At 54.7% G+C, this 25,345-nt stretch carries 25 protein-coding genes; 9 read left to right on the forward strand and 16 right to left on the reverse strand.

Annotated elements, in window-relative coordinates; translation table 11 throughout:
* Positions 1-288: 288 nt before the first annotated feature.
* Positions 289-996: a DUF2786 domain-containing protein gene (locus QMX91_RS00150; RefSeq protein WP_060765412.1), complete on the reverse strand. Its 708-nt coding sequence runs from the start codon at positions 994-996 to the stop codon at positions 289-291.
* A gap of 29 nt (positions 997-1,025) precedes the next feature.
* On the reverse strand, positions 1,026-1,502 hold the full coding sequence (locus QMX91_RS00155; protein ID WP_011154398.1) for a hypothetical protein: 477 nt from the start codon (positions 1,500-1,502) through the stop codon (positions 1,026-1,028).
* Between the two features lie 386 nt (positions 1,503-1,888).
* Between QMX91_RS00155 and QMX91_RS00160 the strand changes: the two genes are divergently transcribed.
* The gene (locus QMX91_RS00160) at positions 1,889-2,149 is read left to right on the forward strand and encodes a hypothetical protein (RefSeq protein ID WP_156796376.1); all 261 of its coding nucleotides are present in this window, start codon (positions 1,889-1,891) and stop codon (positions 2,147-2,149) included.
* A 782-nt stretch (positions 2,150-2,931) separates the two neighbouring features.
* On the opposite strand, the gene mobI is transcribed toward QMX91_RS00160, so the two are convergent.
* Positions 2,932-3,426 (reverse strand): conjugative transfer protein MobI(A/C), encoded by a 495-nt coding sequence (gene mobI, locus QMX91_RS00165; RefSeq protein ID WP_013100926.1) that lies wholly within the window; start codon positions 3,424-3,426, stop codon positions 2,932-2,934.
* 260 nt (positions 3,427-3,686) lie between these two features.
* Between mobI and QMX91_RS00170 the strand changes: the two genes are divergently transcribed.
* The 7 genes from QMX91_RS00170 to QMX91_RS00200 all read left to right on the forward strand — a co-directional run bounded on the left by QMX91_RS00170 (position 3,687) and on the right by QMX91_RS00200 (position 8,847).
* Entirely contained in the window at positions 3,687-4,667 is a 981-nt protein-coding gene (locus tag QMX91_RS00170; protein WP_028621613.1) for a ParM/StbA family protein, read from the forward strand.
* Between the two features lie 36 nt (positions 4,668-4,703).
* Positions 4,704-4,976, forward strand: coding sequence for a hypothetical protein (locus QMX91_RS00175; protein WP_080922816.1), 273 nt, complete (start codon positions 4,704-4,706; stop codon positions 4,974-4,976).
* Entirely contained in the window at positions 4,969-5,538 is a 570-nt protein-coding gene (locus QMX91_RS00180) for a transglycosylase SLT domain-containing protein (protein WP_013100924.1), read from the forward strand. The genes QMX91_RS00175 and QMX91_RS00180 overlap by 8 nt, the downstream gene beginning before the upstream one ends.
* Before the next feature lie 10 nt (positions 5,539-5,548).
* Entirely contained in the window at positions 5,549-6,583 is a 1,035-nt protein-coding gene (locus tag QMX91_RS00185) for a hypothetical protein (protein ID WP_013100922.1), read from the forward strand.
* Between the two features lie 82 nt (positions 6,584-6,665).
* Entirely contained in the window at positions 6,666-7,967 is a 1,302-nt protein-coding gene (locus QMX91_RS00190) for an RNA-guided endonuclease TnpB family protein (protein WP_028621615.1), read from the forward strand.
* A gap of 18 nt (positions 7,968-7,985) precedes the next feature.
* Positions 7,986-8,357, forward strand: coding sequence for a hypothetical protein (locus tag QMX91_RS00195; RefSeq protein ID WP_282412119.1), 372 nt, complete (start codon positions 7,986-7,988; stop codon positions 8,355-8,357).
* A gap of 184 nt (positions 8,358-8,541) precedes the next feature.
* The gene (locus QMX91_RS00200; protein WP_043859881.1) at positions 8,542-8,847 is read left to right on the forward strand and encodes a hypothetical protein; all 306 of its coding nucleotides are present in this window, start codon (positions 8,542-8,544) and stop codon (positions 8,845-8,847) included.
* Positions 8,848-8,874: 27 nt separating this feature from the next.
* On the opposite strand, the gene QMX91_RS00205 is transcribed toward QMX91_RS00200, so the two are convergent.
* The 6 genes from QMX91_RS00205 to QMX91_RS00230 all read right to left on the reverse strand — a co-directional run bounded on the left by QMX91_RS00205 (position 8,875) and on the right by QMX91_RS00230 (position 16,677).
* Positions 8,875-12,033, reverse strand: coding sequence for a conjugal transfer protein TraG N-terminal domain-containing protein (locus QMX91_RS00205; protein ID WP_047297001.1), 3,159 nt, complete (start codon positions 12,031-12,033; stop codon positions 8,875-8,877).
* 11 nt (positions 12,034-12,044) lie between these two features.
* Positions 12,045-13,445, reverse strand: a complete 1,401-nt coding sequence (locus QMX91_RS00210; protein WP_011078005.1) for a conjugal transfer protein TraH — start codon at positions 13,443-13,445, stop codon at positions 12,045-12,047.
* Positions 13,442-14,467: a thioredoxin family protein gene (locus QMX91_RS00215; protein ID WP_011078004.1), complete on the reverse strand. Its 1,026-nt coding sequence runs from the start codon at positions 14,465-14,467 to the stop codon at positions 13,442-13,444. Before QMX91_RS00215 ends, QMX91_RS00210 begins: the two co-directional genes overlap by 4 nt.
* Positions 14,468-14,585: 118 nt before the next feature.
* On the reverse strand, positions 14,586-15,701 hold the full coding sequence (locus QMX91_RS00220; protein ID WP_011078003.1) for a toprim domain-containing protein: 1,116 nt from the start codon (positions 15,699-15,701) through the stop codon (positions 14,586-14,588).
* Between the two features lie 47 nt (positions 15,702-15,748).
* Positions 15,749-16,372: a hypothetical protein gene (locus QMX91_RS00225; RefSeq protein ID WP_011078002.1), complete on the reverse strand. Its 624-nt coding sequence runs from the start codon at positions 16,370-16,372 to the stop codon at positions 15,749-15,751.
* Positions 16,369-16,677: a hypothetical protein gene (locus tag QMX91_RS00230; protein WP_011078001.1), complete on the reverse strand. Its 309-nt coding sequence runs from the start codon at positions 16,675-16,677 to the stop codon at positions 16,369-16,371. Before QMX91_RS00230 ends, QMX91_RS00225 begins: the two co-directional genes overlap by 4 nt.
* A 409-nt stretch (positions 16,678-17,086) precedes the next feature.
* Here QMX91_RS00230 and QMX91_RS00235 point away from each other — a divergent pair, with 409 nt between their 5' ends.
* On the forward strand, positions 17,087-17,773 hold the full coding sequence (locus tag QMX91_RS00235; protein WP_011078000.1) for a DUF1845 domain-containing protein: 687 nt from the start codon (positions 17,087-17,089) through the stop codon (positions 17,771-17,773).
* 232 nt (positions 17,774-18,005) lie between these two features.
* Here the strand turns inward: QMX91_RS00235 and QMX91_RS00240 are convergent, their stop codons facing one another.
* From QMX91_RS00240 to traA, 7 genes are all read right to left on the reverse strand, one after another.
* Positions 18,006-18,725 (reverse strand): nuclease-related domain-containing protein, encoded by a 720-nt coding sequence (locus QMX91_RS00240; RefSeq protein ID WP_126588711.1) that lies wholly within the window; start codon positions 18,723-18,725, stop codon positions 18,006-18,008.
* A gap of 36 nt (positions 18,726-18,761) precedes the next feature.
* Entirely contained in the window at positions 18,762-19,814 is a 1,053-nt protein-coding gene (locus QMX91_RS00245) for a TraU family protein (RefSeq protein ID WP_011077998.1), read from the reverse strand.
* Positions 19,801-21,039 (reverse strand): TrbC family F-type conjugative pilus assembly protein, encoded by a 1,239-nt coding sequence (locus QMX91_RS00250; protein WP_011077997.1) that lies wholly within the window; start codon positions 21,037-21,039, stop codon positions 19,801-19,803. The genes QMX91_RS00245 and QMX91_RS00250 overlap by 14 nt, the downstream gene beginning before the upstream one ends.
* Entirely contained in the window at positions 21,033-21,605 is a 573-nt protein-coding gene (locus QMX91_RS00255; RefSeq protein ID WP_011077996.1) for a S26 family signal peptidase, read from the reverse strand. Before QMX91_RS00255 ends, QMX91_RS00250 begins: the two co-directional genes overlap by 7 nt.
* The gene (traC, locus tag QMX91_RS00260; RefSeq protein WP_011077995.1) at positions 21,605-24,070 is read right to left on the reverse strand and encodes a type IV secretion system protein TraC; all 2,466 of its coding nucleotides are present in this window, start codon (positions 24,068-24,070) and stop codon (positions 21,605-21,607) included. The genes QMX91_RS00255 and traC overlap by 1 nt, the downstream gene beginning before the upstream one ends.
* 11 nt (positions 24,071-24,081) lie before the next feature.
* Positions 24,082-24,795 carry a DsbC family protein gene (locus tag QMX91_RS00265; protein WP_011077994.1) on the reverse strand — a complete coding sequence of 238 codons (714 nt, stop codon included), beginning with the start codon at positions 24,793-24,795 and terminating at the stop codon, positions 24,082-24,084.
* 118 nt (positions 24,796-24,913) lie between these two features.
* Positions 24,914-25,258, reverse strand: a complete 345-nt coding sequence (gene traA / locus QMX91_RS00270; protein WP_011077993.1) for a TraA family conjugative transfer protein — start codon at positions 25,256-25,258, stop codon at positions 24,914-24,916.
* Positions 25,259-25,345: the final 87 nt, after the last annotated feature.

Consider the following 25,345-nt stretch of genomic DNA (forward strand, 5'->3'; position numbering starts at 1 on the left):
ACTTCGGAGCACCCATAAGGGTTCCGTTGGTTTGTCGGTAGTGCTTTCGCTTTGCCAATGTGGACGGCAGGCACCTACCCGTGTGCCGAGAGGAATATCTCTGTCTCGATTGCGAACGTCAAGTGTAATGTCGAATTTCGCCCGGCTGGTTGAAATTTGAGCATCGCCGGGGGAGCGTTCCCAGACCGCCACGCCAGGACTTTATCCACAGGCTTACCCCCACTTTCAGGGGACAAACCTCGGGCGAAAAAAATCCCGCTCGAGCGGGACTTATTCCTGGGCCCTGCGTCATTCCAACTCCAACTGCCTGTGCTCGTCACGCCCCATGGGTTTGTGCAGAGAAACGCTTTCACCGTCCCTTTTGCCCTGAATGTAGGCTCGGTACGCATCCATATCCAGTTTTCGGCGTTTCATCTTTGTGACCGGAACACCTGGATAATTTCTCTGCGTATAAGCGTGGATTGCCCTTTCCACTTCTTCCGTAACGCCGGAAAATTCCTCTACTCGTTTGTGTACGCCGATGATCCATGCTTCCGCATACAGCACCCCCGCTTTGCGCCTTTGAACTGTGCCCTGAATACTGACTCCTGAGAGGTATTTTCTCTTGGAGTCTTTCAGTTGCCGGATAAGCACCTCATACGCATAGGCCGACATTTCAGCGCTACCGATTTCTCCAATAAAAATCAGCGATTGCCCGTCAGGGCCATAGCTGTAGAAACTCACACAGCCAAACGCTTTAGAAACCGTCATCGACAACATGCGAATCCATTGTGGCGGAACGCTTTTGGCTTTACCGATCCGCAGGGAAAATTCTTCCGTCTGGGTGGCATGCACATCGCCTATCTCCAGCTTGAACTTATCCATAAGTTTGCGGGCTTGCCGCATTGCTGCTTCGGCCTCATGCGGGTTGCTGGATTTGGCGAGCGCAAAACATTTCTTGATTCTGTCCAGTGCGCGAGCGCGCTTATTCTTGTCTCCAGTCGCGCACTCACTCACCGCTCAATCCTCCGCTTCGCGACACGTTATTAAGCATGACGCTTCAGCGACAACCAATATCTCCCCGTATTGGGGTTGCTCAGCAAGTATACTTGCTCCATCCCCTCAAAGGAGGTGTCCAACTTTTGGACGCCAGCCCCGAAATACTCCCCCAAACGCGACAACACTTTTTCCTGTTCTGCTTGCGGCTGGTCTTTAAGTTCATCGAGAACCATCTTCAGCTCTGTGATAGCGGCGGCAAAAAACGTTCTTGCTCGCAACGCATCCGCTTGCCCGAGCGTTGACTCGTATTCACTAAGCACTACCGCCATCGCCATAGAACTACGCTCACGCAACCCTGCGCACTCCTGAGTGAGTACGATTGCAATTAGGAGATCATGACTGCCCGGAATGTCTGCATGCAGCACCTCCAATATTTCCTCAGACCACTCCTTATCCGCAGGGAGGTTGTATCCTTCAAGAGAAAAACTACCGCTGGCCCCGATCAACTCATTAACGCCGTACATAAAATCCCCTTGTCCCTAAATTTGTGGTTCACCTTAACAACATGCATCCATCCGCTTCGCGACACGTTTAAAAGCGCACGAACGCAGCATCGAACTAGATCTTCCTGTTTGATTCGTAACTGATTCGGTTCATCAGGCAGTAGTCGACAGTGTATCCATCTATCCGGGTAACGATTTCCCCAGTCAAATCGAGCAGAGCAGATGCCCCTGCGTAAAATCCAATTCCGCCGCTGGCATATTTTCCGCTCCGAATCTGGAATCCTTTGGCGTCAGTGATGGATACGCCGGATATTTCGTGCCATAGGAGAAATACACCCTCCCCGTACAGGCCGTCATCCCGCACTGAAAAAAGAACCTGCCGGAGTTGGCTCCCATGGGCAACGCCTATGAAATCGCCGTTTGGTAGCACCGGCGGGAATAACCTGCCGTCATCTCTTTTTCTAAACTCCAAATGTCACCGCCTGTTCATTGCCGTGTTTCGCCGGCTCTTTATGTTCGATATCACGCTGGTGACAACCAATGCTGACTTGATCGACAAGCTTACGCAGCAAGCGATGCCGGTAATGCACATGCCAGTGAAAACCATCCCGTGGATTGCTGATGTCCATGCTCCGAGGTATGGCAGGTTCGCGAAGATCATTCGCTAGGCCCTCCCCTTACGCTCGCAGATTTGCCAGCCAAGGCTTTCATCGCCGCCCGCAGTTTCGCGCAGTCGGTTTTCGCATCGCTGAGTACATACCTCGATCCGTAGTAGGTCAGCCAGGCGGTTGCTAACCCGGCACTCAACGCGCCGATTGATCCAAGCAGTAGTTCCAGTTGTTCGCTCCCGAGCATGAGATTTACTCCCTCTCAATCCTGGCTGCTTACTCCAGCCCGCAAATTTGCGCTGTGCCAATGCTCCCACCATCGCAATCAATCCCAAGGATTTAGTGCGCTCCGAATCCGCTGCCCGCCCTCTACCTGCCCGCAGGTGCTTGCTCACTTCCGTTACACCCCCTTCACCCGCTTCGCGACACAGGTTCAGGAAAACCACCCTCACACCACCTCGCTTGCTTATGGGAGTCTGACGGTTCACCTCACATAGAGAGAAAATCGCATTGGGGCTAGTTTCATGCGCGCCGCTCTGAAAGGCCCGCGCAACGGGGCGTGTAGCGATATCCACGTCAGATGGTTGCCGTGAAGGGGTGTCGTCATCGCCAAAGGGGTGTCGTGAAGGGGTGTTGTGAAGGGGTGTTGCTGGACTGAAACGCCCGCCCGCTAAGGCGTCGCGGCTATTCAGCCGGGTCAGTTTGCAGCAAACGGTACTGTGAAGAGGTGTCGTCATCGTCGAAGGGTGTCGTGAAGGGGTGTCGTGAAGAGGTGTTGTAGGTCGGAGCCCTTGATTTTGTTGGGCTCCACCATTTTTCGGCACAGTTCCCAGGCGACTCGCTTAGTCGGACGTTGCGGGGTAATCATGAGTGATGAACGCAGAAATCGAGCCGTCAACCACGCCAGCTTTCTTCACCGCAGGGACAAGCTGACGGCGGACTCGCTGAATGACCGAGCACGTTTCCCGGATCTCGGCGAGCTGGATTTCGTAGGCCCGAACGATGTTCTTCAAGGGCTCCTTGACGAATGAGAACGACGAGACCGGGTACTTGCTTCCCTGACCCTTATTGATTGTCCGGATGACCCGCGGTTTCTTGGCTTCGCCTTCCTTGAGCCTCGGCAAAATGACTTTCGCCCATTCGATGGTGACGGCATTCGGGCTGGATTGCCGGATACGGATCACGATCGGTATGTGCCCTGGCTTACCTGCGTGCAGTGAAAGGGCTGTCTGGAAGAAAGAGTCGCGCAGCTCCTCCGCTCGGCCGACAAGGCTGGAATAGACGCGATCAAGCTCCGCTACTGCTGGGTGCTTGGGGGCTTCAGAGGGTGAGTTCATATGTTGCTCCTTTGTGGATGGGAGCATTTTGCGGGTCGACAGAGAAGGCGTGGATCGTTTTCAGACGCTAAAACGTCCTGAAAACGAAGCCCAAAGCTTTCAGGAAGGCTGATTATTACGGTGCGTCGTCATCTGGTGACCGGGTGATGCAGATATAGCGCTTGGGATTCTTTGGATGTGGGGTTTCATGTGCTGCGGGGTCATTCGCGTCGTCATCTGACGCACTTCTTTTGTCATTTTTTGCTGGGAGCGGCATTCGAATGGGTAACGCCTTAGGTCTGGATATTGGTTACAGCAACGTGATTGGCGTTTTTGGCAGTGGGGATGGGCATCCGGAGTCGATTATTCGCCCCTCGCAGGCCGCTCCCTTGAGCGTTCTGCCTGGGGATTCTGGGTTACGCGCTGGAGAAGTAATCGTGGAGGTTGATGGAGCGCCCTGGGTGGCATTTGCCGCGCCCGGCCGTGTTCAGGATGGACGAGAACTGCACGAGGATTACACGTCTTCGCACGCCTATGAGGCCCTGTTTAAGGGAGCTCTGCTGCATGCTGCGGGTGATAAAGACGTGATTGACTGCTTAGTAACTGGCCTTCCTGTCTCGCAGGCTCGCGATAAGGCCTATGTGGAAGCCCTAGTAAAGCGTATGACTGGGACGCATCGCATTACGCCAAAGCGAGAGGTTACCGTTAAGCGAGTAGAGGTTGTTGCTCAGCCGATCGGGACTCTGACAGAGATCTACTGCAACTCAGATGCATCGGAAGTTATTGAGGAGTCAGTTTCGATCATTATCGATCCGGGATTTTTCAGTGTTGATTGGGTCGTATTTGACCATCGCGAGCTGGTAGTCAACTCCAGCAGCAGCAGCCTCAAGGCTATGTCTGTTGTACTTGAAGCGTGCAATGAAGAGATTGCGAAGGATCATGGCGGTATTCCTGGCGTAGAAAAGATTGAACATGCGCTCCAGTCGGGTAAGTCATACATCCTGATTTATGGCCGCAAGGTTGAACTTGCAGAATATCTAGAGCGTGCTGCCGAACGTGTTATCCCATCCGTTTTCACTGAGATTAAGCAAGGACTTCGATTCCTGAAGGGCCGTGCTATCGACTGTGTGATCCTCGGCGGCGGGGGAGCCTCATTGTATGAGCCATTTGCCAGAAAAGAATTTCCCGATGCATTGGTAGTCAAGCCCGTGAACAGCGTAAAAAGCAATGCCGAAGGTTTCTGGCATATCGCACGCTCTTAATTTAACGGGTGCGCAAGGACGCGCTAAGGAGGGAATGTGGATAAAACGATGAGACTACAATGTCGAGTCACGCCAGCGACACAAGAATTGCACGCGCATCTTGAAACTATTGACCCCGATTATCGGGGTAAAAGACTTGTTGCAATGGCAGCGCTATATCTAAGCATGATTAGTGCGACCGAAGATGCTAAAAGCAAGCAAGCAGATACTCAGCAAGATAATATTGTTGCTGATGACAAAAAGGAACAGGTCAGTAATGAGCCAGCCTCTCGTCCAGTTGCCAGCTGGATAAGGGGGGCAAATGTTTAATATCCGTATCAGTTCTTTTATTGCAGTATCTGCATGCATTGCCATAGGTACTTCAGTGAGCGCTAAAGCTAATGGCTTTTCATTAAAAGGAACGATGTGGGAGCGAGCGTCAATGGCCTCCGCATGCAAGCCGGACCCTCTGCTTCTATATTCACTAGCTCTAAAGGAATCTAAAACATCTGCCGGAAAAGGGATGATTGCACCACACCCGTTTGCGCTTCGCAATGAACCTAGTGGCGCTCTGTACCCTAATACCTACATGGATGCCAAGGCTGTACTCGGCAAATATATTGCCGAAGACATCCTCACCGACATAGGGATTATGCAAATAAACTATCGTTGGAACGGCAATAGAGTAGCGCGCCCGGAGTTTCTTCTTGACCCCGAGGTGAACATCCGCGTTGGTGCTCAGATACTTTGCGAGTCGATTGCTCAATATCCTGTCGATATGCAACTTGCTATTGGTGGGTACCATACACGAAACCCAAAGCGTGAACTTGACGCACGCGAGTATGCGAGTAATGTGCTCAGCATTTGGCGTTCACTACAGCGTTTAAAGTAAGGGCAGGGACATGCGAGTTAAGATCAACGCATCGATGATACAAATGGGCCTGCGCTGGCTGACATCTGGCTTGCGGGATTTCAATGTCATTCTCGCCGAGCAGCGCTTGACTCAAAGCGATATGGTTTGGCTTTCGTCTTTGAGCGCGAACCAGCGTCAGTTGAACGCTGTAGATGCCCTTCCCGTTTCTCTCTACCGTGTTCACTACAACACCCTGAAAGTCGGCAGGGGCTACCTGGACGATGAGGAGTTCAGGGAGATTGGCAACAAGATGGTCATGTTCATGGAGTTTTGTCATTTCTCCCGCGTCAACGAAACAAGCCCTATTCTGGCTGTAGGCCTCGACGATGTTGGGTATCGGGTGTTCGAGGCAGGATCTTTCGACTCTCGCATGATGCTGGTGAGCCGCGGCGGGTTCTCGATTGGCACCAGGTGCAACCTCAGGAAGCTGAGGATGAACTTATCATCGCCAGATGATCAACTGAGAGACGTGACCACCGTATTGCTTGGCGACCTTCGGTACTTCCTGAAGCCTGGCGTAAGTGGCATAGGCCGGGTTAAAGACTATCCGTCTACGATGCCCCTCGATGTGGTTGCGACCGAGTTGCTTCAGCAGAAGCTACAGCCGAAGCTGGTCGCGCAATGGACAGGATTGAATGCAGACGAGGTAGTTCGGATGAAGCGCTCCTTGCTACGGGATACCCCCCTTGTCCAGTCCCAAAGCGGGCGCATACAGGCACCGAATAAGACACTGGCTGAAAGCCCTCTTCACAGCCTGCTCTACCTCACTGTGTACAGGCTGCTCGCCGACAATCCTCTTCGGCGGACGAATGCTCGCGCGGTGGTTGCGGCTCATCGTGAGTATGTGGAGCTGTGTAAAGCGGTTGGCGTCGAGGCCAGCGATATGATCTCCCCTTCCAATGGCTACCAGCTCAGCAACGCAATGAAGACCGGAGACATCACTCTCACCCCATGCAGCAAGTGCAAGGAGATCAATGCTCGTTACGCGCTCAAGCCCGGCCGATGCATCTGGTGCAACCACTGAACATCCTCTGCCAGGCCCGTAGCCAGGCGGCATGCCAAGCGGACGACTTGGGTTATGGGTGAGATGCTGTAGGGTCGGAAGCATGCAAAGGCGAAAAGTGACCTTTAGGCTTTACCCCAATGTCAGCCAGCAAGAACGGCTGGACGGCTGGGTGCGCCTGCACGCCGAACTGTACAACGCTGCGCTTCAGGAGCGCATCGAGGCGTACCGCAAAGCTGGTATCAGTATCAGCTACTACGACCAACAGAACACGTTACCCGTCATAAAACAGTTTCGGCCGGAGCTGGTCGAGCTGGGTAGTCATGCCCTGCAAGAGACCCTGCGCCGACTGGATCGAGCCTTTCAGGCGTTCTTTCGCCGGGTCAAAGCTGGCCAGTCACCGGGATTTCCCCGCTTCAAATCCAGCGCCCGCTACTCGGGCTTCTCCTACCCCGATCCAGCCGGCTGGAAGCTCCAGCAGCTCGGCCAGCGCGGCGGCACGTTGCGGCTGGGCAGCGGCAAGGGCGCGATGATGATTCGTCTGCGGGGCCGCCACCGTTTCGCCGATTTCACGCCGAATGACCTGACCCTCAGCCGCCGCCGCAATCACGCCACCGGCCAAGATCAGTGGTATGCCTCGATCACCCTACGGGTGCCCGAGTCCGCCTGTCGGCGTGAGCGAACAGGCGACGATGCAATTGGTATCGACCTGGGCGTCAGTCACTGGGCCAACTTTGATGATGGCAGCCAGATCGAAAACCCCCGCTGGCTGCGCGAGGCGCTGCCCCAGTTGGCCAACCTGCAACGACAACGCGCCAGAAGGAAGCGGGGTTCGCACCGCTATCGGCTGCTAAGCCAGGAAATCATCCGTCTGCACCAGCGCATTGCAGATGGACGGCGCGACTTCCTGCATAAACAAACGACTTCCCTGGTGCAGCGCTGCGCCCTGATCGCCACGGAAGAACTGCAACCCCAGAACATGAGCCGCAGCGCTAAGGGCACGGTTGAGAAACCGGGCCGTCGCGTGCGGCAAAAGGCTGGACTGAACCGGGAAATTCTCTCGGCCGGCTTCAGCATGGCGCATCAGATGCTCACCTACAAAGCGCACGAAGCTGGTTCCGTTTTGCATCTGTCCGATACGCGCCGATTAAAACCCTCGCAGCGCTGTTCAGCCTGCTGGGCCATCGTGCCCAAACTGCTCAGTGAGCGCATGCACCGCTGTGCCTGTGGCTGCGTGCTGCCGAGGGATCAGAACAGCGCCAGGGTCGTACTGCTCGACGCCTGGATACTGCAAGACACGCCTGGGACGGGCGTGACGGCGAGACTCAAGCCGCTGTCCGCGCAAGCGGTCAAGCCCAAGTCAACGACCCGCGAAATTCCGACGACAACCGCACATGCGGTTTAGTGGCGGAAGAGTTCATTGGTGAACGAGATGCGAAACGACAAAGTTGAGTGCCAGTGCTGCAAGAAAATGATGGTCCCGAAGGTGGTCACTAGCGCCCCCTTCTACACCAGCGGCGTCCCCGTTGGTGGCCGGGACCCGGAGTCTTCGGTTTGTCCGTTTTGCCTGTCGCCCAAGTGGATGCTGACTGAGCAGCAGGTTCTCACTGGAGCAAAAGCGAATGCTGAGTTTTTTGGCATCATGGTGTTGCTTCTGATCAACATCGTCGTGTTCGCCCGCTTGGGTGCCGAGGCGTTGGGCGTGAGCCTTGGCCTGTCTGTTTTGATGTTCCTGTTGCGGGAGCGAATTGCCATCGCGGTGAAGGGTTGGCTGGCCGAACTCTTCAAGGGATGAATTGGGCAGTCGATAGAGAGAAAGGTTTCGTTGTGCGCCAGGCTCGCCCGCAGTCGCGAAGGTGAGGTGTCTACCCATCCAGGGAGAGGCCTGCCCTAGCCAGTTCCTGCCATTACGTAGATTCGCTTGGGTTTACAGCGCGCTGTGAGATTCTTAGGGTAAGAACTTTCGAGGGGTGAACGAGATGCGAAACGACAAGGCTGAGTGCCAATGCTGCAAGAAAATGATGGTTCCACGTGTGGTTATGGAGCGATCGATTTATGTCGATGGTGTGCAGGTCGGGGGTGAGAAGCCTCTCAAAAGCATCTGCCCCTTCTGTTTGAGCGAGGAGTGGAATGGGATGCCTCGGAAAAGCGGGCTTGCTCGCTTGCGTCGTGATGCCATTCTTGGGCTTCGAGCGATTTCTTTGGAGCTGACTATCATTGGTGGAATCGCCCTCTTTTTCGCTGTCATGGCGATCTACCGATTTGTCTTTGTCGGCTTCAACTAAAAAGGGGCTATAAAGCCCCTTTTTTACTCATTCGATTGACGGTCTCCTCGGTCCGCTGGCCTGTTTGGGTTGTTCAGCATTTTCAATTGCCGCAGGTCTAAAGTTTTTGGGCAGGGGATTGTGACGATTGCCCGCAGCGACAGTTTCCACAACCGGCCGGTCAGCAGATGTTCCATCACTTCCTGCTGCCTGGTACGTCAATGAAGCATGGACGCCCTTCGCATAGTCTTCATCCCCGCCAGACGCGATCATGGCTTCCGAGTAGGTGTGGTAGGAGGACCACTGATAAATATCAGAGTCCGTTGGCATGCCTGCCCGGCTAGCTGCTCGAAGTGCGGCTTGGCTATCTGTCAGCCCCAGTTGCTGCCCTTCAGAAACGTCATTGCTGAATTGTGTGTTCTCGTTGCCAGCCAGGAAGTTCGTAAGCGTTTTGCCGCCCGACTGGATGCTCTGAACCGCCGATGCGGCCTTGATCATCAAGCCCTTATCATCGTAGTTCTTACCGAAGGTCGATAGTTGCTGCGCGGCCTCTGAATCTGCCGCCCCTCTAACATCCTCACTGTTGCGAGCATGCGCGAGTTGTGGGGCTAGGCTGTTCTCCGCATGACGGTTTCCGACAAGCTCAGCACCTTGGTCTTCAGCCGCTTCCTTAGCAGAAATGTTCATGTCCTGAGCACCTGCATATGCGTCACTGTTACCCTGCCATCTTGAATTGAACTCGCCTTGCAAACCTGAGTTCCCGGCCGTTGCTGCGCCGGCTTTGTCTGCTATGTTTGCAAACTCTCCCGCATTACCCTGAGCTACGTTGAAGTCGAATGGATTGAATTGGCTCATGACCAATTCGCCGAGCCTGCCTTGCTGGTTAATCGCCCGGATTGCCGCCATCGCCCTCTGCTCGTCCGTATTCGACGACATATCTTTGATGCTTTGGCTATTAAATGCTTCAGCGAAGAGCTTTTTCCCTTCATCAGTTGCACCAGCCATGCGCTGAAGTTCTAAGCCAGACTCTGCTCGAGATACCCCGCCTCTCGATAGCGACTTGATCGCTGCATCGCGAAGATTGAGGCCTTGACTTGCCCTGATGGTGTCTTGCTGAGAAGCCGCTTGGCTGTACGTATTCTGTGCCTGTAGAGCTTCAGTGCGGCTTTGATTTATCTGATCAGTGTTGCTAACACTACTTTGGGCCATCGACGAGTCACGGAAGGCATCACCGGTGGCAAATGTCAGGTCACGGGTGTTAGCGCTCTCCACGGAAGAACTTAACTGCGAGAGAGATTTTTCGGCAGTTCGACGCTCTGTGCCGCTCATTTCGGAAAGCGACTTGCCATCACTGGTTTTGAGGTTGGCCATGATGCCTTTCAGGCCGGCTTGCCCACCAAGCGCTGAGGCTGCGGTTGCCATGTTTATCGACGACTCAGAGAAACCACTGCTTCGAAGATTCTCAACTGCCTGGTTATAGGAAGAGCTTTGCTTGAGAGCATCGCTAGCTTTGATGCTTTCGCCCATTTGCGTCATCGCTTCGCGCCCCGTACTCGTCGAGGCTAGTTGCTGGCCTGCCGCTGAGAGGTTGCTCTGGTACTGGCTCGTGGCCGTTTGCGAGGCGGTTTGGGCGCTCTGAAGGACTGCACTCGCAGCTTGGTCGCCGGTTATCGTCTCAGCAAGCTGCGGCGATCCCGTTCTGCTCACCCCGGAGCTTACCTGGTCGGAAGTAAACGAGGCATTTTGACTGAGAACAGGTGCGCTATCCTGGGCCCGAGGATTCACGTCTTCGGACTTGAATTTGTCGCCTGCCGTCATTTGGCTCATGACGCTGTTGGCAACCATGGCAGAGCCGGAAACGATGAACAGTGCCAATGGAGGCACGGACGCCGCAAGCAGACCGCCAATACCCAGTGCCTTGCCGATGGCTTTGTCTATGTCCATGAGTTGGAGCATTGCGAAACCAGAACCTGTGGGGTCGTAGCCGTTGAATACGGCTTCCATCTGGGAGCCTGCATACCAGAGGGTAAAAGCATTCACGATACTCAACAGCGGCATCCACAAACCCACCGCCAGCGGCAACACGAGATACTTGCCGAGGATAGAAAGGCCAGGCCCACCCAGGAGCAAAGCAAAGGCCATGAACGGCGTCATCGCATAGAGCATGCCCTCGAAGAAGGCGATCATCGGTCTCATGTAGTGTTTGAAGCTGTCGCCCTTCCCCGCCCATTGAATTTCTTGCTGGTTGAGCGATTCGCGAAGAGCCATTGCGGCTCTTTGCTCTTGCCAATGGTTCATGGCATCGACACGGGAATCGTTGAAAATCGGCGCAATTAGCGAAGTCAAAACGTAGTCCTGAGCCGACTTGCTACTCAGTGCGAGGCTCTGAATAGCTTGGTCAGTAGCGGCTTGAACCTGGATACCGCTGGTCATGCGGTTGGTCTTGGCCTCTTCGCTGAACCCTTTCTGGAGAATGTCCTCTAGCACGTCTGTATAGACGTTCTGCAAATGGGCGTTGAGAAACGACCGCGCCTCTGCACAGCTTTTCATGGTGCCGGCGGTACCGTCATAGACGTAGATGAACATCGATGAGTTCTGGTTTGACAGCACCTCCGCCCAGCCAGGCGATCGGTACAGGTCGGTCAAGGTCTTATCCGTTCTCAGCGCCACGGGGTTCAGTGAACAGAATGTCATGTACTCGTTCACCGATCGGGGCAGATCCCACCCGTCCGCTTTTCGGTAGTTTTGGAAGCCGTCCAGTGCCATCGGGTTCCGAAGAGCGTCGCGCACTTTCGACAATGTGCTCAGACTCGAGAACAGCCCGTAGTCGGTCATGCTTGGAGTAGAAAATGCCTGCTCCGCGGTTTTTGTAATGCCGTAGGCCACCGTTGAGATGACTGAGCCGACAAAGGCAGGGCCAAGAGGCACGTTGTCCACCACCCGCACCTGCGACGACACCGTATCCTCGATAACAGTGGTGGCTGTAGGCCCGTAGAACATCATGTAAAGGACGAGCACAAGGCCCGCCTTTCCGAAGGTAATGGCCTGGTTATTAAAAACTGCTTGGAAAGCCAACAGAAAAAGACCTATCAGCGCGCCAATACGGGCAAGATCTTCTGCGTCACCGCTGCCTGTGATCATTGCGCAGGCATTGAGCATGATCTCAAGGAACTCGGCGCTGCCTGTGGTGTAGATAGTGAAGTCCATAGATATCTCCGTTACGCGCCTGCGTTATCGTTGATGGTTCCCTGTGGCAGAGTTCCGCTATCAAACACAGGGGCCATCTGGAGCATTTTTTCTGCTTGGCCATCGGCATCTTTGCCCTGCATTGCGTCCTCGATGTACGAGCGGTATTCGTCCATGAGCTCACCCTTTGTAGCCCGCAGATCCTCGATCACCTTCCCTGCGTCCGCCATGTTTAGGCTGGTCAGGCCCTTCTCTGTGTGCCCAAGCAGCTGGTAGATCAGGCTCATCGATGCATCAGCAGCAATTTTCTTGGCGAACTGATTCAGGTAGTCATAACCGGATTGCGCCCCTGCCTTCTGGGTGATCTTCATCAGATTCACCCCTACGCGGCTTGATGCGAGGTATGCAATCCGGTTTCCGTCAGCAGCGGTTGCAGTGCCGTTGGCAAAACGCTCAAGGATTCCATTGTTTTGAAGATCCTCAAGGATTCGGGTTTCGAGGCCCTTGAAGCTGGTGAGAGTGCGGATGTTCGGTTCTGAGCAGTCAGGGTCATCCTGGTCGCACTGGTAGACCTTGACATCGAGATTGGTTGAGCCCTCAACCAGAATCTTCAGACCTTCGCCGGTGATCAGCTTCGGCATGGGATGCGCAGCGAAGTTTTTCCCCCCGCTGGCGTCGTTGGTGAGCGACACGTTGTAGCTGCCGACCATCGACATGATGAATTCCGCGTTTTCGTCGCTGCCGAATAGGATCTGCGACTGGAGGCCAGACTTCATCATGGCGCACCACAGAACATTCCCTGTGTTCTCACATTGAACGGCCTTACCAGAGGCAGCAATCCGGTTGGCTGGTGAGTCTTCTTTGGTGGATTTCGCGGTAAAGAAGTCAGATGAGACGTTCGACCCGAAGGCCGTCATCGCGGATTTGAAGTCGGTGCTTTCTTCGTATGCCTTTTTGGCATTCGTAACCAACCCACTCGCCAGCTGGCAGCTGTTGGAAAACATTTGATTGAGCGCCTGGATCTTGTTGGCCAGGTTGCGGATCACACCACCTGTCTGAGCGTCCATCGCATCGAGGGCCAACTCAAAGGCAAAGCCCGAAACAATGCCAGCCGCGTTCGACGCCACATTCCTCATGAGCGCTACAAACTCTTCGCCGTTGATAAAGGAGAACGAGCCGCTGTAAAGGTTGATCCCCCCGCATCCACCCTTTGCGCTTGGCGGGGTAATGCTGATGAGGTTGGCGGTGGATATCCGATTCCGAAGGACAACGGACCCGCCGGTAATAACGCCGCGTGTGGCTGTTTTATATGCCCCTGGACTGGTGACGTTGATCATGCCGCTGAACATTTCATTGACCTGCTGTTGAATGTTCGCGTGAGCCCCGAAGGGCACCATCAGCGCTACAGCAAGGGCGATCGGTTTGATTTTCACTGGGCACCTCCGTTGTCTTTTTGAAAGGCGCGACGAGCTTCATCGCGCATCCGATTCACGAATTCGTTAGGGTTTTTTGTTGCGTCGGGCGGTGCGTCAGCCAGTTTCGTGGCGTCGATCAAACCCATGGTGTTAAGGCGGGATGTAGCGTTGTATTCCTGATCGGAAATCAGCCCTGCTTCATTCGCTGCCATTAAAATCCGAGTGGTTGCCGTCTCCATTGAGACGGTGCTGAAGCTGACGATCTTCACGTCATTCGGAGGGATGACTAGGGCCAGCGCAGGCGAGGTGATGATGCCCAGCTGCTCTGCGAGCCCAGTGTCGTACTGTGTGTTTGGGTATTTGCCGCCAGGAAGGGGGGCCCCATCCATCGAGACGGGCATGACAGTAAACCCGTACCTGAACTCGAGAGCAGAGACCGCTGCCTGGGCCTGTTCGCACAGAATGCAGTCGTTACCGTTGTAGAAGAACATCAGCGCAGAGCTGCCAGCGATGAGCTTCAACAGGGTTTCTTTCTGCTTGCCGGCCGCAGTTGCCAAAGCATCTGAGGCGGCGTTGGAAGCCGGATAACGCATGTCCTCATCGAGCAGTGGATCATTTCGGATTACGTCAGCTGAGCGGCGTGAGAATCGCTCGGCCTTGTCCATCATGATTCGGTTGGCCCAAAAATATGCACTCACGTTCTCTTTGGTAGGGTTATCCATTGCTGCGTCACGCAGTTTCGGAAGCATCTCCCGAATCCACGCCACGCTGCCGGTCGGGGGCAGCTCGGGCGCGGCTGGTTCGGAGGCTTCCCTTTCGGCTTGAGGTGGGGCCGCTGGAACCGGCGCGGGCTCGAGTTTTTCGGGTTCCTGTTCAGGAGGCGGATCTTCGTACCAGAACCAACCGCGCTCTTTGTCCTGGTAGAACGAAGAACCACCAACCTGTGGCGTTTTCGACTCGGTGGGCTTGGTCTCTCCCGCAAGGGATGTGCTGCTTATAGCGGCAGCAAGCAACAAGATGGGAAAATTTAGGGGCGTCATGAGTCCGTCTGGCCAAGATGAGGATGCTCGAATTGTGAGCGTTGGCCAACAGGAGGGGGCGCGTTTTCAGGCGCTTTTACGGTCGGAAAAAGAGGGGGAAGTTGAGAAGGCCAGAGGCCTATCGCTGTGCGCGATAGACCTCGTGGCCGAGGAAGCCGAGAGAACCACGTTCACGAAGAACGTCATTCCAATCGACACCTTTGGAGCCGTCAGGGATGGGCATGTCCGGCAGCATTATTTGCGCCTTGATCCCCATTTCCCACAGACGTTTTTTTAAGGCGAATGCCGCTTTTTGGCCACCTTCTTTGCGGTCCTTATCAGCCCAGATTCGGACTGCTTTAGTGCAGGCTGGTGGTACGAAGCTCTCCAACAGGTAGGAATTCACCAAGGGCCATACTGGTATACCCATAGCTGTTTCCACTGACAGGGCTGTTTCCAATCCTTCACATACATCCAAGACTTCTCCTGGATGCGATGTTGGAACCGCGCAGCCGGGAAGCTTGCGGTAGCTGGGGATTGGGAACATTTTTTTTGGCTCAGCGAGATCGGCTTTCTCACCTTTCATTGTCAGGTAGTGACGGTTGATGGTCACAGCCTGGCCTTCAGGATCGATGAGCGTACACACTATCCCTGGATGCTTAGAACGCTTGCCGGCTTTGTCCTTGTAGGTCAATTCCGGGTGAAAGCGAACGTAGCGGCTCAGCTCTGGTCGATCCCAAGCAAGAATGCCTCGGGAGCGAAGATAGAGCCTTGCTGGTTCCGCTGATGGGTCTGTGAGAGGAACGGTTCCCTTCCACAGGTTGCGCATAGCTTCACGCAGCCAATCGTCTGAAGCCTCTGGTTTTGCTGGGGCTCGCTCCTTACGGATTACAACGCTTGGGATAAATCCGTCAGCGGTGCGTCCATACGGGTCTTTGACCCGGAGCAATGCTCCAACCTCCTGTAAAGCATGATGAAAGCTCCAACGGTTGACCCACATCAGCAAGGCTATGCCATCAGCCTTGACTCCGCAGGTACGGCAGATACCACCGCTCGACGATCCAGCCGTCTTGCGGAAAATCTTAAAACCGTCTTCCCCACCATGCACCGGACATGGAACCCCACGTCCTGCTTTCTTGTGTGCCGGCACCAATGAAGATGCGAGGCTTGCGTAAATGTCATGCCAGCGGCCATCAGCGGCTACCAGCACATCTTGCTTCTCTGGGGCGTAATTGCCTTCTGAGTCTTTGGACATGGGTACCTCCGTTTGGTTGAGATGCGCCCCGAAGGGCGCATTGCTGGCTATTTCACGATTTTGATTTCCCAGGAGTTGCGGTAGGTATCAACCCACTCCTGTTCTTTCTTACCGTCGACAAGGACCTCTTTGAGCACACTCACGGCGGTTTTGCCGAGGAATGTCAGGGAGATATTGTCACCTTGTTGCGCTCCAGATTGACGTAGCTGAGCGTTGAGCTCGATTCCCCACACCAGGTGTTCACCGATACGCAAGAAGAACGACTTTCCGTTCTTCTTGAGAAACCGATAATGGGCGAAACCTGAACCGCGGTATTCGCCGGTAACAGACCTGCCAGCAACGCCTTGGAAATTGAGTTCTGGTGCGCGCTCATCTTGATCTTCATCGCCTTGGGCGACTTGGATCTCTTGAGCTGTTTCTTGATGCGCGGGCTGGGATTCGCGAGGGATGAACTCCCCTTTGATCTCGCCCTGCTCTTGGTTCTCGATCGATGCAACCTGGTTGCGGCCTTGCGGCCGGTACAGTGTGTTGATCACCACCGGTTCAAGCGCTTGGTGCAGCGTTTCATTGCTTTCTGGCCCGGGAAGTTTATGAGCCAGGCGCTCTGAAACAATGCACAGGCCTTGCGGCAGTCGGAGATAGCTTGGAACATCGAAGTCAATACGGATCATTTCTCTTCTCCCTGGCGACGCAGGTAGGAGGGAATGTAGTAGTTGTCATAATCGACGCTGCTACACCAACGGGCGTTGGGTAAGGTCTTGGTCGCTTGAGGAGCCGAAGCCTTCAGACAACCGCGTAGGTAGCTCAGAACACCACGCAGGATCTGCTCAGCATTCAGGATTACCACGGCGAGGAACACGCAGAGAGTCAAAGGCAAAACATGCTTTGCAAACTGCGGTGCGTATACAGCTCCCAACGTAGCAACGAGGAAGCCAAACGCGGTCAGCACTTTAACTTTGAGGGTTGTAGATGCCATTTTTCAGTTCTCCATTTTTTTAAAACGGAGAACGCCCTAACGGGAGTTCCCCGTCAGGGTTTTTTTGACACAAAAAAAGGAAGCCAATGGCTTCCTTTTTTGATCGGCGCTACGCGAACGCAGGCTTGGTTTTTAAGCTGATAAGCTCAGCTTGGCTTGCTCCCAGACGCATACACGTCATGGGTACCAGTGGCAGCAGCATGCTGTCACTTAGGGTCAATGGCCTCCAGGAGGCGAATTCTTAATCGACCTTGGCCGATGAGTGCTGTAATTCTCGCCGCCATTTCAGTCTGTCGTCAACCAGAAAAAATCACTTCAAATTCCGACGCTAATCGTGCGTGAAATCGCGATCCAGATACTCCGCAAGCTGGTGCAATAGTCCGGCCACCAACATCCGGAGAAACCGCTAATGGCGACCACTCAACCACAACCGAAGAAATACCAATACTCCAAACCATCCCTCAAAGGAAAGATGGTACTGAACACTGAGCAGGCGAAGTTCTTCGCCGGCAACCGTTTCGATAGCCTCATGACGGCTCTTTTTATCATCGACGTTACGTCCCGCAAGCTGGCCAAAAACCTCAAGACCTTTGATCACAAAGCGGTGGTTGATGCGGTCTCGAAGAAAATCGAGCGCATGGAAGTAGCCGTGCGTGACGAGTCTGAGCGGATGGACACGCTTTTGAAGAGCCTGGGAATCAAAGAGCTTGCAGGGTACAGCTCACCACTGACTCGCGAATTCGAAATCACCAGCCCGGAAATCAAGAGGATGAGCAGCCTGCTTCAGGCATTTGACCATCTGATTATCCAGGTTGATACAGCTTGGCTGCATGAGAAGATCGATAGCTCGGAAGCTGAGGAGTTTCGTGCAAACAAGAGCAACCAAATGGCCCGGCTGATCCGCTCGCTCGTTGGCCTCGGTCAGAGCGCGCGTGCAAAGGCATACGCGAGCAAGGTCGCAGAGCTTCAGGAAGATATCGAGAAGGCTGAAGCCAAAGTGAACGCTGACAAGGAGGAGCGCGAGGCGGCGGGTCACATTGAGCCTGATGGCAATGCCGACCCTCTCGATTCGCTTCCTGAAGAAGCCGTTGCTTGATCGCGCCAGTTATGAAAACGCCCCGCATTGCGGGGCGTTTTGCTTAGGAGAGTCATTATGCTTGATGATCTTACGTCAACACCGGCAAGAACCAGTAGAAGACGCAGAAAAGCGACGGATCAGCCTCCTCCACGCGAAGCTATCCCACTGTGGGTAGAAGAGCTGGCCACCGACGAATCACTTGAAGCGCCGCCAGAGGCGGTATTTTGGGATACGGTCGCGATCATCTCTGTCACTGCTGCCGTTCTTGTTGGGGTGGCGATAGGTGTTCCTCTCGGGGTCTATCTTCATGGCACGTTATAGATCCATCCTCGCCTCGGCGCTTCAGCTTCTCGACATGCCGTCTTGCAGCCCAATACCCCCCCTTGATTCTGCGCTCGCTCAGCGCCCGGCAGATTGACACAACATGGCCCCGAGTAAAAACCGGGGCTTTGTAGGACTGGATTTTACGAATCACGCCCCAAATGCTGTAGACCCGCTCAGGCATTCCATAGGTGAAGCTGGCCTGCCCTGCCATCACTGCGTAGCTGTGGATTTTCTGAGAGTGGACTCCGGTGACCTTCTGAACTGCCTTCACGTGTGCGTAGTTCTGCATAAGCGGGTTTTGCACGCGGTATTTCCTTCGGCCGACAATCTGCAACCAGCTCTCGGGAGCTTCCGGGTAGGTGATGATCTTTCCCTTGAAACACTTCGTTTCCAGGACAAAGATCCCGTAGCGCGACACGATGATGTGGTCAACCTGTGTCGACTCTCCCCTTGTCTTGCCACGATAGATCGCGTTGGCGAACACCTTGTATTCGCCACTTAGGCATACGCGGAGCATGAAGTTCACCTTGTACTCCCCCCACCACCCTCGGTAGGCTGGGAATTCAAGTAGACGAACGTGGGCGATGCCCGCGAGAACCCCCAGAATCAAAACCGGGGGTAGGTACAGCATTAGAAAGTCATTCATACCATCGCAAATCCGCCCTTACGGGCGGATTCTCCATTAGAGCTTCGAGCAGCAATCTGTCCATCGCCAGAACATGTACATGGCATCGTTCCCAGTACCTGGAACATGCCGACTAGGCCCACCCTCCCAAGTCTGCGGCGGTTCTCCGAGCCACATTGCTCTGCTGTTCTGCGACTTTGGCCAGAACTGGGTCACTTTGTACTGGCTTTTCGGAATCGTCGGGTAGATACCCGCCTTGCACACGTTTTCATCACCCATAGTGCGTCGAGCGAGGCCCCTGCGGTGTTGCTGAGCGATCACTCGCGCAGCCAGCAATGCTGTCGTCCGGTTTGCATCTTGCGCCACGGTTACGCCGGCAAATGGATAGATACTCCCCCATGTACCTGTACACCACCAAAGCGACTCAAGAGGTTCCTTTCGTGCGGTAACCAACGCGGATTCGGCAGCACATGCCGCAATAGCGATTGGGTTTGCCACTGCCGCGGACTCGGGGTGCTGGAAGAACGCCAACGTACCGTTGTTCCAGGTCGGGTCGATCTCAGTGAACGAGATGATATCGAGGTCGAGATAACCGTCCGGATTGCATTTGGTAGGCGTGTAGAGATCGAGGATCTGAAGCAGCGGGAAGGCATACAGGTGAGCGTGGTAGAACGAACCGGCGGCCTGTCCTGTCTGGGTACTATTGTCCTGCCGAAGCCGACCATAGCTGCGCTTGTTGCCAAGCGGGAGCGTCACACCGCCTAGGGTTGGCGAGCAACCAGGCTTGCGGACAGTTTCAACCATCCGGGCCGGCTCCCACATAGCAGTGATGATTCCTGGCTTGTAGATCGAGGACGAGCCTTCCTGGCAGATACAGAAGACCATTTTTGTAGCCTTGGCGGGTGCTGTGCCGGGGGTTATTTGCACACCAGATACACGGATTGGGAAAAGGCACGCCCAGCAGATGTCGGTGAACAACTTCGGACCAAAAAGGCCAGAGTCCTCACACATCACCTCACCGGACGAAGCCGTATCAGCCGCTATCCCTGGCAGGGAAAACATACCTGCAATCATCAGAAGTGCGGCGGCTATTACCTTATTGATGCTCATGATTGGCCTCCTCGAAGGCTGATTGAGCAACCTCGCGGACGATGAAATTTTCTGTGTCGGCTGTTACGACAGAAGGTGCGCGAAGGATCTGGAAGCGCTCCGCCATGTCAGGCGGCAATAGGTAGAGGGGCGCATCCAGGCTGTCCTGTACGCTGTTGAACAGATCCCAACCAGAGGAAGTGGGAATCTGAGTAGCCATTACCGTGACGGTCAGATTTTCCCCGTGGTCTGCGTATTCACGCTTCGCCAGGGCAACCTGCCAAGGCTGCGTCGGATCGATTACTACCAGTTTCTGGTCAAACGGCATCATGTCGAGTGGATTAATCCTTCCGGCCTTTTGAACGACCCTGCCTTGGCTATCGAGGATGTCATCGGGGACAATGACCGATGGGTCGACGAGGCGGGTGGCACTCTCAGTTACCGGCGGCAATGGATGCCCTTTGTGGTTATCCCAAAACCGGGCGATTGCTCGCTTTTTCATGGCGTCGGTGTCCAGCTCTGCAATGCGCTGTTTCGCAACCTCCATGAGGTCTGGCTCTATGATTTCCTGTGTGGAGCCAATAGTGCCTAAATCCCCCCGCTTCCCCTCCTTAACCGCTCCCTCGATATAGCTGACAGAAGACGACCCAGCAGCTTTAGCGATCAGAGCATCATTCGGTGCTTCGAGAGCCACGGTGGGGACGGCTGAAACGCTGTGACGTTGGAATGCGAGAGGGTCAAGCAGAACGCTTACAGTGCTTTGCGTCTCTTGCGTGAGAAGGTGCATTTTGGTCACAGCATCGCCCATCGACATACCATCAGGTATGCCTCGAAAAACGATGCCAACACCAGGCAGTCCGTCAAAAGACAGCAGTATGTCTTTGAGGGCGGTAGCGCCCATCGACCACGACACGAAAATCAGAGTGCGATTTCCATCGCCCAGAGGATGTTTTTTCTCGCGATCTGAGCCATCCGCGCTAGCTAGCCCTGAGTCGCTCTGCTGAACATTTTCATCACCGGCTTGAATGATGGCCTTTTCAGCCATCTCACTCACCCAACTCATGTCATCTTGGCCGCTTTCTGCGCGCGCGGCATTCGCATTTCGGCTGATTTCCCGAACCTGCTCCAGGAGCACAGGATCGAATTCCTTGATGTCGTACTTGCGAATGCCAAGGTCATCGCCGGCGATGGCCATCGTGCAGCCAAAAGCCAACCCAATGCACATGGCTAATTGCTTTTTCACCATATTGGATACGCCTTCCCGATGATTTGGTCTGTCGAAGCTGAGCCCCAGTAGCGGGAGTCGAAAGAGTCTGGCGTGCGGCCGAAGAACCAGTAACGGCCCTCGCCTATTTTCCCTTCCCGAACATATTGCTGGGGATCAATGCCGTGCTGGCTGGCGACCTGAAGCCCTTTGCCTACGGACACTCCATTGATGGTTGTTTCATCAAGCGTGACTTTGGCGTGATCGCCAGGCATCCCCTCAAGCACCTTCACGATGATTGTGCCGTCAGCAAAAATCGGACTCAGACCTTTGGAGTGAAAGGCGTAGATTTCACCGCGCACCAAGTCATCCTGCTTTTTATCGATGATCCATAGCCTGTAAGGGGGCAGGCATAGGGAGTCCTGGCTAGCGATAGCGATCGAGTAACGGGATGCCAGCAGCACAATGCTGCCGGCAACCACTGCCGAAAAGAGTAGGCCTTTGCCGATAAAGGCCACCGAGAGTCGCTTTGGAGCTCGATCTCGCTCAACCTTCGCCATTGCCCTTCGAACCTTGGCCTGAATGCTGAAGGGGTTCGACAAGGCCATTACGCGACTTCCGCCGGATCAGGGTTGTACTCGACACCTCGATCACGGAGCACGCGCAGAATTGCCTCATCCTGCGGAACGCCGGTGAGCGTGTAATTTCGGATCGCTTGCACATCTTCGGGTGCGGTCGAGTAGAGGAGGATCGAGTATGGGTCCACCGTGAGTCGCACGATGCCGGCACCGCGGGGGGTGAGCATGAATATCTCGGAGTAATGCCCTTTGTACGACTTAACAGTCTTCAGGATTCGATACCCGCCCTCACCCAGCGGCAGGCGCTTGTTTTCCTGGATAGCATCAATAGCTTCGGCCTTCTGTCCTAGCAGTAGGGTGAACGCAGAGTTTTCAGCGATGGCTTGTCCGACTTTATTCTGATAGAGGTCGTTGACCCCCTGGGTAATGACGATGGCACTACCGCCATATTTCCGGAATCGCCGGTAACCGTGCTCGATGAACTCACCAACGTTGCCCTGGGAGAGAAGCGACCAGGCTTCGTCAATGATCACGATTTTCGGGCGGTCACGCTCACCAAGGTACATGTCCTGCTGGATCTGGTAGATGAGCTGAAGGAGTACGACTTGCTGAAGGTGTTGACGCCCCTTCAGTTCCTCAAGCTCGAGTACGGTGAAGGGGTTCTTGAAGTTGAGATTGTTCTTACCGTTGAAGAAGCGGCCGTACTGTCCCTTCGAGGTGAATGCGAAGAGCTGATGACCAATATCTTGAATACGCGGGTCTGGGTCGGCAAGGAGAGAGTCAGCAATGCTGTCGACAATCATCGTCTTGCCAAGCGTTTCCCAGCATTGTGTAAGGTGCCTTTTTAGCCCTGCGGTTTGGAAGTCGATCAGAGGTACGGTCGGAGCAGCCATAGCAGAGAGCAACCCAACCAGGACATCCTCCTCCTCGCTGTAGTCTTCAATTAGCTCGAAGGGGTTGAGGCAGAGGTTCGACTCCTGGTCAAAGCGTGCAAAGTCGCCCTTGTACGCTTCAGACAGCTTGAGGTAGGAGAGGCCCACATCGATGACCCAAACCTTCGCCCCAATACTCAGATACGACGTGATGAGATAGTTGGTCGCAAACGACTTCCCGGAGCCCGACTGAGCGGCAATCATTGCGTTGTAATTGGTGTCGGAGTCAAAGAGGTGGAAGCTGACCGGCTGACCGTTTCGGGAAATGAACGGGGCCACATGAGTTCCTGTGCCCTTCCAGTCGCCATAGATTGGCAGCAATGGCAGTGCTTGGGTGAGGCTCAGTGTTTTGAACCGGAACAGCTCCTTCATCGCATCCGGGTCGGCGCACATCGGCAAGGAGTTCACGAACACGGGCAGCACACAGAACTTGTCCTCCATGAGACTGAAGCCCTGCGTAGCAAAGTGGCTCTTCGCATTCGATGCCGCCTGAATAAGGTCTTCGCGGTTCCGGCCGAACACCACGAGGGTCATTGTCGCTTGTACGTTGGGAAGCCCTTTGTCTAGGTCTTCAAACAGCGTGTCATAGGCCTCCTTCGTTTTCCGTAAAACGGGAACGAAATGCACCATCGGGCCGAAGCTCTGGTTGATGGACCATTGGCGGCGTTTCGACAGCTTGTCCTTTGTCTCCAGCTGGGGAGGGAAATACAGGGTCATATTGATAATGCAGTTGCCCCGGATGCCGCCGCGCTGAGACAAAATGTCAGCGAGATACTGAGAGGCATCGCCCTGCCACATGACATCAGGAAAGCGCTTGGCCGAGAGCGTTTTTACGAAGCAGTCCTCTCCGATCTGAAGGTGGTCTTTCTTCACGTCGAGGCTGCGGTTGTAGTCGAGGATCTGCTCATTCAAGGGCTTGTCTGTGTCCGCTTTCATGTCCGGATCTTCGCGCCACGATGCTGTTGGCCCCTGGTTCAGGATGGAGGAGAAAATTTCTCGGTAGGAATCGTTGGTGAGGGGCACGGCTGCCAGGTTGCAGCTGTCCAGCGAGGTTCGCAGTCCGTCGAAAAGCTCCTTCGCCGCGTTCGCTTCTGTCTGGGTAGGCAAAGCATTGGCGATCGGAATAGTTACGGATACGACCAGACTCTGCTCACGAATTCGTACACCCGAGATTGAATCAACTGGGCGCATGGTGCGGTCGCTGAAATAATCGGCTCGCGCGTTTGTCACCTTCTCCAACAATGCTTGAGTTTCTACGGGAAGGTCAGTGCGGCCGGATTCACGGAAGGCCCGGCGCAGACGAAGGAATCCCGTCTTCATCTCATTGATATTTTCAGTGCAAATGAGGCTGAACTGGATCGTCGTCTTCTCAGGCCAGTCGACCGTTAAACCAGCCTTCAGGCGGTCGCCTTCATCCCCGTTTGAGCCTGAGAGAGGGGAACACAGGAATGCGAATCCTAGGCGGTTCCCTTCCAGCTGGAACAAGTAAAGATTCGGCTCGTAGGCAAGGCCGTTGATCAGTTTCGAGAGCCGAGGTGTTGAGCGGATAAGCGCTTTGAGCATTTCTGAATTCCTTAGAGGGTGCGATTCGATTCAATCCAGGCGCGCAAGCCTTCTTCAGGCTTGCCTTCTCGGGTCAAGCCATCATCACGAATGAGGAAAGGAACATTTCGAGCGCCAAGAAACTGAGCAGTCATCCGGCGCTTCGAGATCACATCCAGATCACACTGAGCGGTCGGGAGCTGTTCGAGAGGAGTTTTCATGTCGCCGGACGCGCCGGCTTTCCACGCAGCAACCTTGTCTTTCGCGCAGAGGAGTTCTTTAGTACGCACAGCGCTCTCTTGGCTGAGCAGCGGCAACATCAGCACGTCGAGTCGATACCCTTCGGGCAGAGATGTGCGGGCTTGTTGAATGATCTCTTTGCAGAACCCGCAAGCAGGGTCGGAGAACATGGTGATCGCTTTCTCACCGTTGCCGACAGTGAGAGGGGCGAGATCCTTGAAACCGAGGTTGGTCTTATCCACTGGAATGTAGTTGGCGGCGATCCGAGCATCCTCGATGGTTTTCAACTCTTTCTTCGCCCACACGTCATAAACCGTTCCCTGGATGATGAATCGGCCGGTATCGCTAATGATGGCGAATTTGCCGTTCTTCTCGATCGCCAGCATTGCAGACGCAGGAAGCATCACTACCTTGTCTGCGTTCTTGTCCGCAGGGCTCGCAGCTACTGCGGTGCCAGCCACTGCAAGCAGCGTCATAGCAAGAATGGTTTGGGTTGGTTTGAACATGGGCTTACCTCCTGAGTCGATTCACCCAGAGTATTTGGCCCGGAAAAGAAAAGGCCTCTTTTTCAGGACGTTTTAGCGTCGGAAAAAGAGGCCTTTCAGAGAGGCGTTCTGACTTAGATCAGAAGCCTACAGGCAGGGCTTGGAGAGCGCTGGTGACTACAGCTGCTGCTGGGATAGTTGCCGACATTACCGACTCGATAACATCCGGCGCAGCATAGAGGCCAACACCGCCGCCAACGCCAGTAACGAACGGCATAAGCGATTGGCGAAGAACGCCAGCGCCGATGCCGGTGAGGATCATCAGGCCGATCAGAATGCGGCCGAGGGTACCTTGCATCCACTCGGTCAAGGTAATCCACACGCTATCGAACGTATCGCCGCCGGTACCTGCGAGCGCGGTACCGGCAGCCACCATTGCCGCTGCGATGGCCATCGTTTGGAGGGTTGCTTTGTTGACGTGCATTGGTCTTGCTCCTAGAGGTTGACATGCGCAGGGGCTGCGCTCCGGAGACATTTTTCGTGCTTTCCGTAAGCCTGTGTTTCGCTTTCA

The sequence above is a fragment of the Pseudomonas sp. PS01299 genome (genome assembly GCF_029960145.1).
In the GTDB taxonomy this organism is placed as follows: Bacteria; Pseudomonadota; Gammaproteobacteria; order Pseudomonadales; family Pseudomonadaceae; genus Aquipseudomonas; species Aquipseudomonas putida_A.

Coding starts and splice junctions, on each gene's coding strand:
- QMX91_RS00160 (WP_156796376.1), top strand. CDS start 1,889: ATGAAATCGCCGTTTGGTAGCACCGGCGGGAATAACCTGCCGTCATCT.
- mobI (WP_013100926.1), bottom strand. CDS start 3,426: ATGAACTCACCCTCTGAAGCCCCCAAGCACCCAGCAGTAGCGGAGCTT.
- QMX91_RS00235 (WP_011078000.1), top strand. CDS start 17,087: ATGGCGACCACTCAACCACAACCGAAGAAATACCAATACTCCAAACCA.
- QMX91_RS00225 (WP_011078002.1), bottom strand. CDS start 16,372: ATGATCCGTATTGACTTCGATGTTCCAAGCTATCTCCGACTGCCGCAA.
- QMX91_RS00250 (WP_011077997.1), bottom strand. CDS start 21,039: ATGGTGAAAAAGCAATTAGCCATGTGCATTGGGTTGGCTTTTGGCTGC.
- QMX91_RS00255 (WP_011077996.1), bottom strand. CDS start 21,605: ATGGCCTTGTCGAACCCCTTCAGCATTCAGGCCAAGGTTCGAAGGGCA.
- QMX91_RS00245 (WP_011077998.1), bottom strand. CDS start 19,814: ATGAGCATCAATAAGGTAATAGCCGCCGCACTTCTGATGATTGCAGGT.
- QMX91_RS00240 (WP_126588711.1), bottom strand. CDS start 18,725: ATGAATGACTTTCTAATGCTGTACCTACCCCCGGTTTTGATTCTGGGG.
- QMX91_RS00265 (WP_011077994.1), bottom strand. CDS start 24,795: ATGTTCAAACCAACCCAAACCATTCTTGCTATGACGCTGCTTGCAGTG.
- QMX91_RS00205 (WP_047297001.1), bottom strand. CDS start 12,033: ATGGACTTCACTATCTACACCACAGGCAGCGCCGAGTTCCTTGAGATC.
- QMX91_RS00200 (WP_043859881.1), top strand. CDS start 8,542: ATGCGAAACGACAAGGCTGAGTGCCAATGCTGCAAGAAAATGATGGTT.
- QMX91_RS00185 (WP_013100922.1), top strand. CDS start 5,549: ATGCGAGTTAAGATCAACGCATCGATGATACAAATGGGCCTGCGCTGG.
- traA (WP_011077993.1), bottom strand. CDS start 25,258: ATGCACGTCAACAAAGCAACCCTCCAAACGATGGCCATCGCAGCGGCA.
- QMX91_RS00180 (WP_013100924.1), top strand. CDS start 4,969: ATGTTTAATATCCGTATCAGTTCTTTTATTGCAGTATCTGCATGCATT.
- QMX91_RS00155 (WP_011154398.1), bottom strand. CDS start 1,502: ATGTACGGCGTTAATGAGTTGATCGGGGCCAGCGGTAGTTTTTCTCTT.
- traC (WP_011077995.1), bottom strand. CDS start 24,070: ATGCTCAAAGCGCTTATCCGCTCAACACCTCGGCTCTCGAAACTGATC.
- QMX91_RS00220 (WP_011078003.1), bottom strand. CDS start 15,701: ATGTCCAAAGACTCAGAAGGCAATTACGCCCCAGAGAAGCAAGATGTG.
- QMX91_RS00170 (WP_028621613.1), top strand. CDS start 3,687: ATGGGTAACGCCTTAGGTCTGGATATTGGTTACAGCAACGTGATTGGC.
- QMX91_RS00230 (WP_011078001.1), bottom strand. CDS start 16,677: ATGGCATCTACAACCCTCAAAGTTAAAGTGCTGACCGCGTTTGGCTTC.
- QMX91_RS00215 (WP_011078004.1), bottom strand. CDS start 14,467: ATGACGCCCCTAAATTTTCCCATCTTGTTGCTTGCTGCCGCTATAAGC.
- QMX91_RS00190 (WP_028621615.1), top strand. CDS start 6,666: ATGCAAAGGCGAAAAGTGACCTTTAGGCTTTACCCCAATGTCAGCCAG.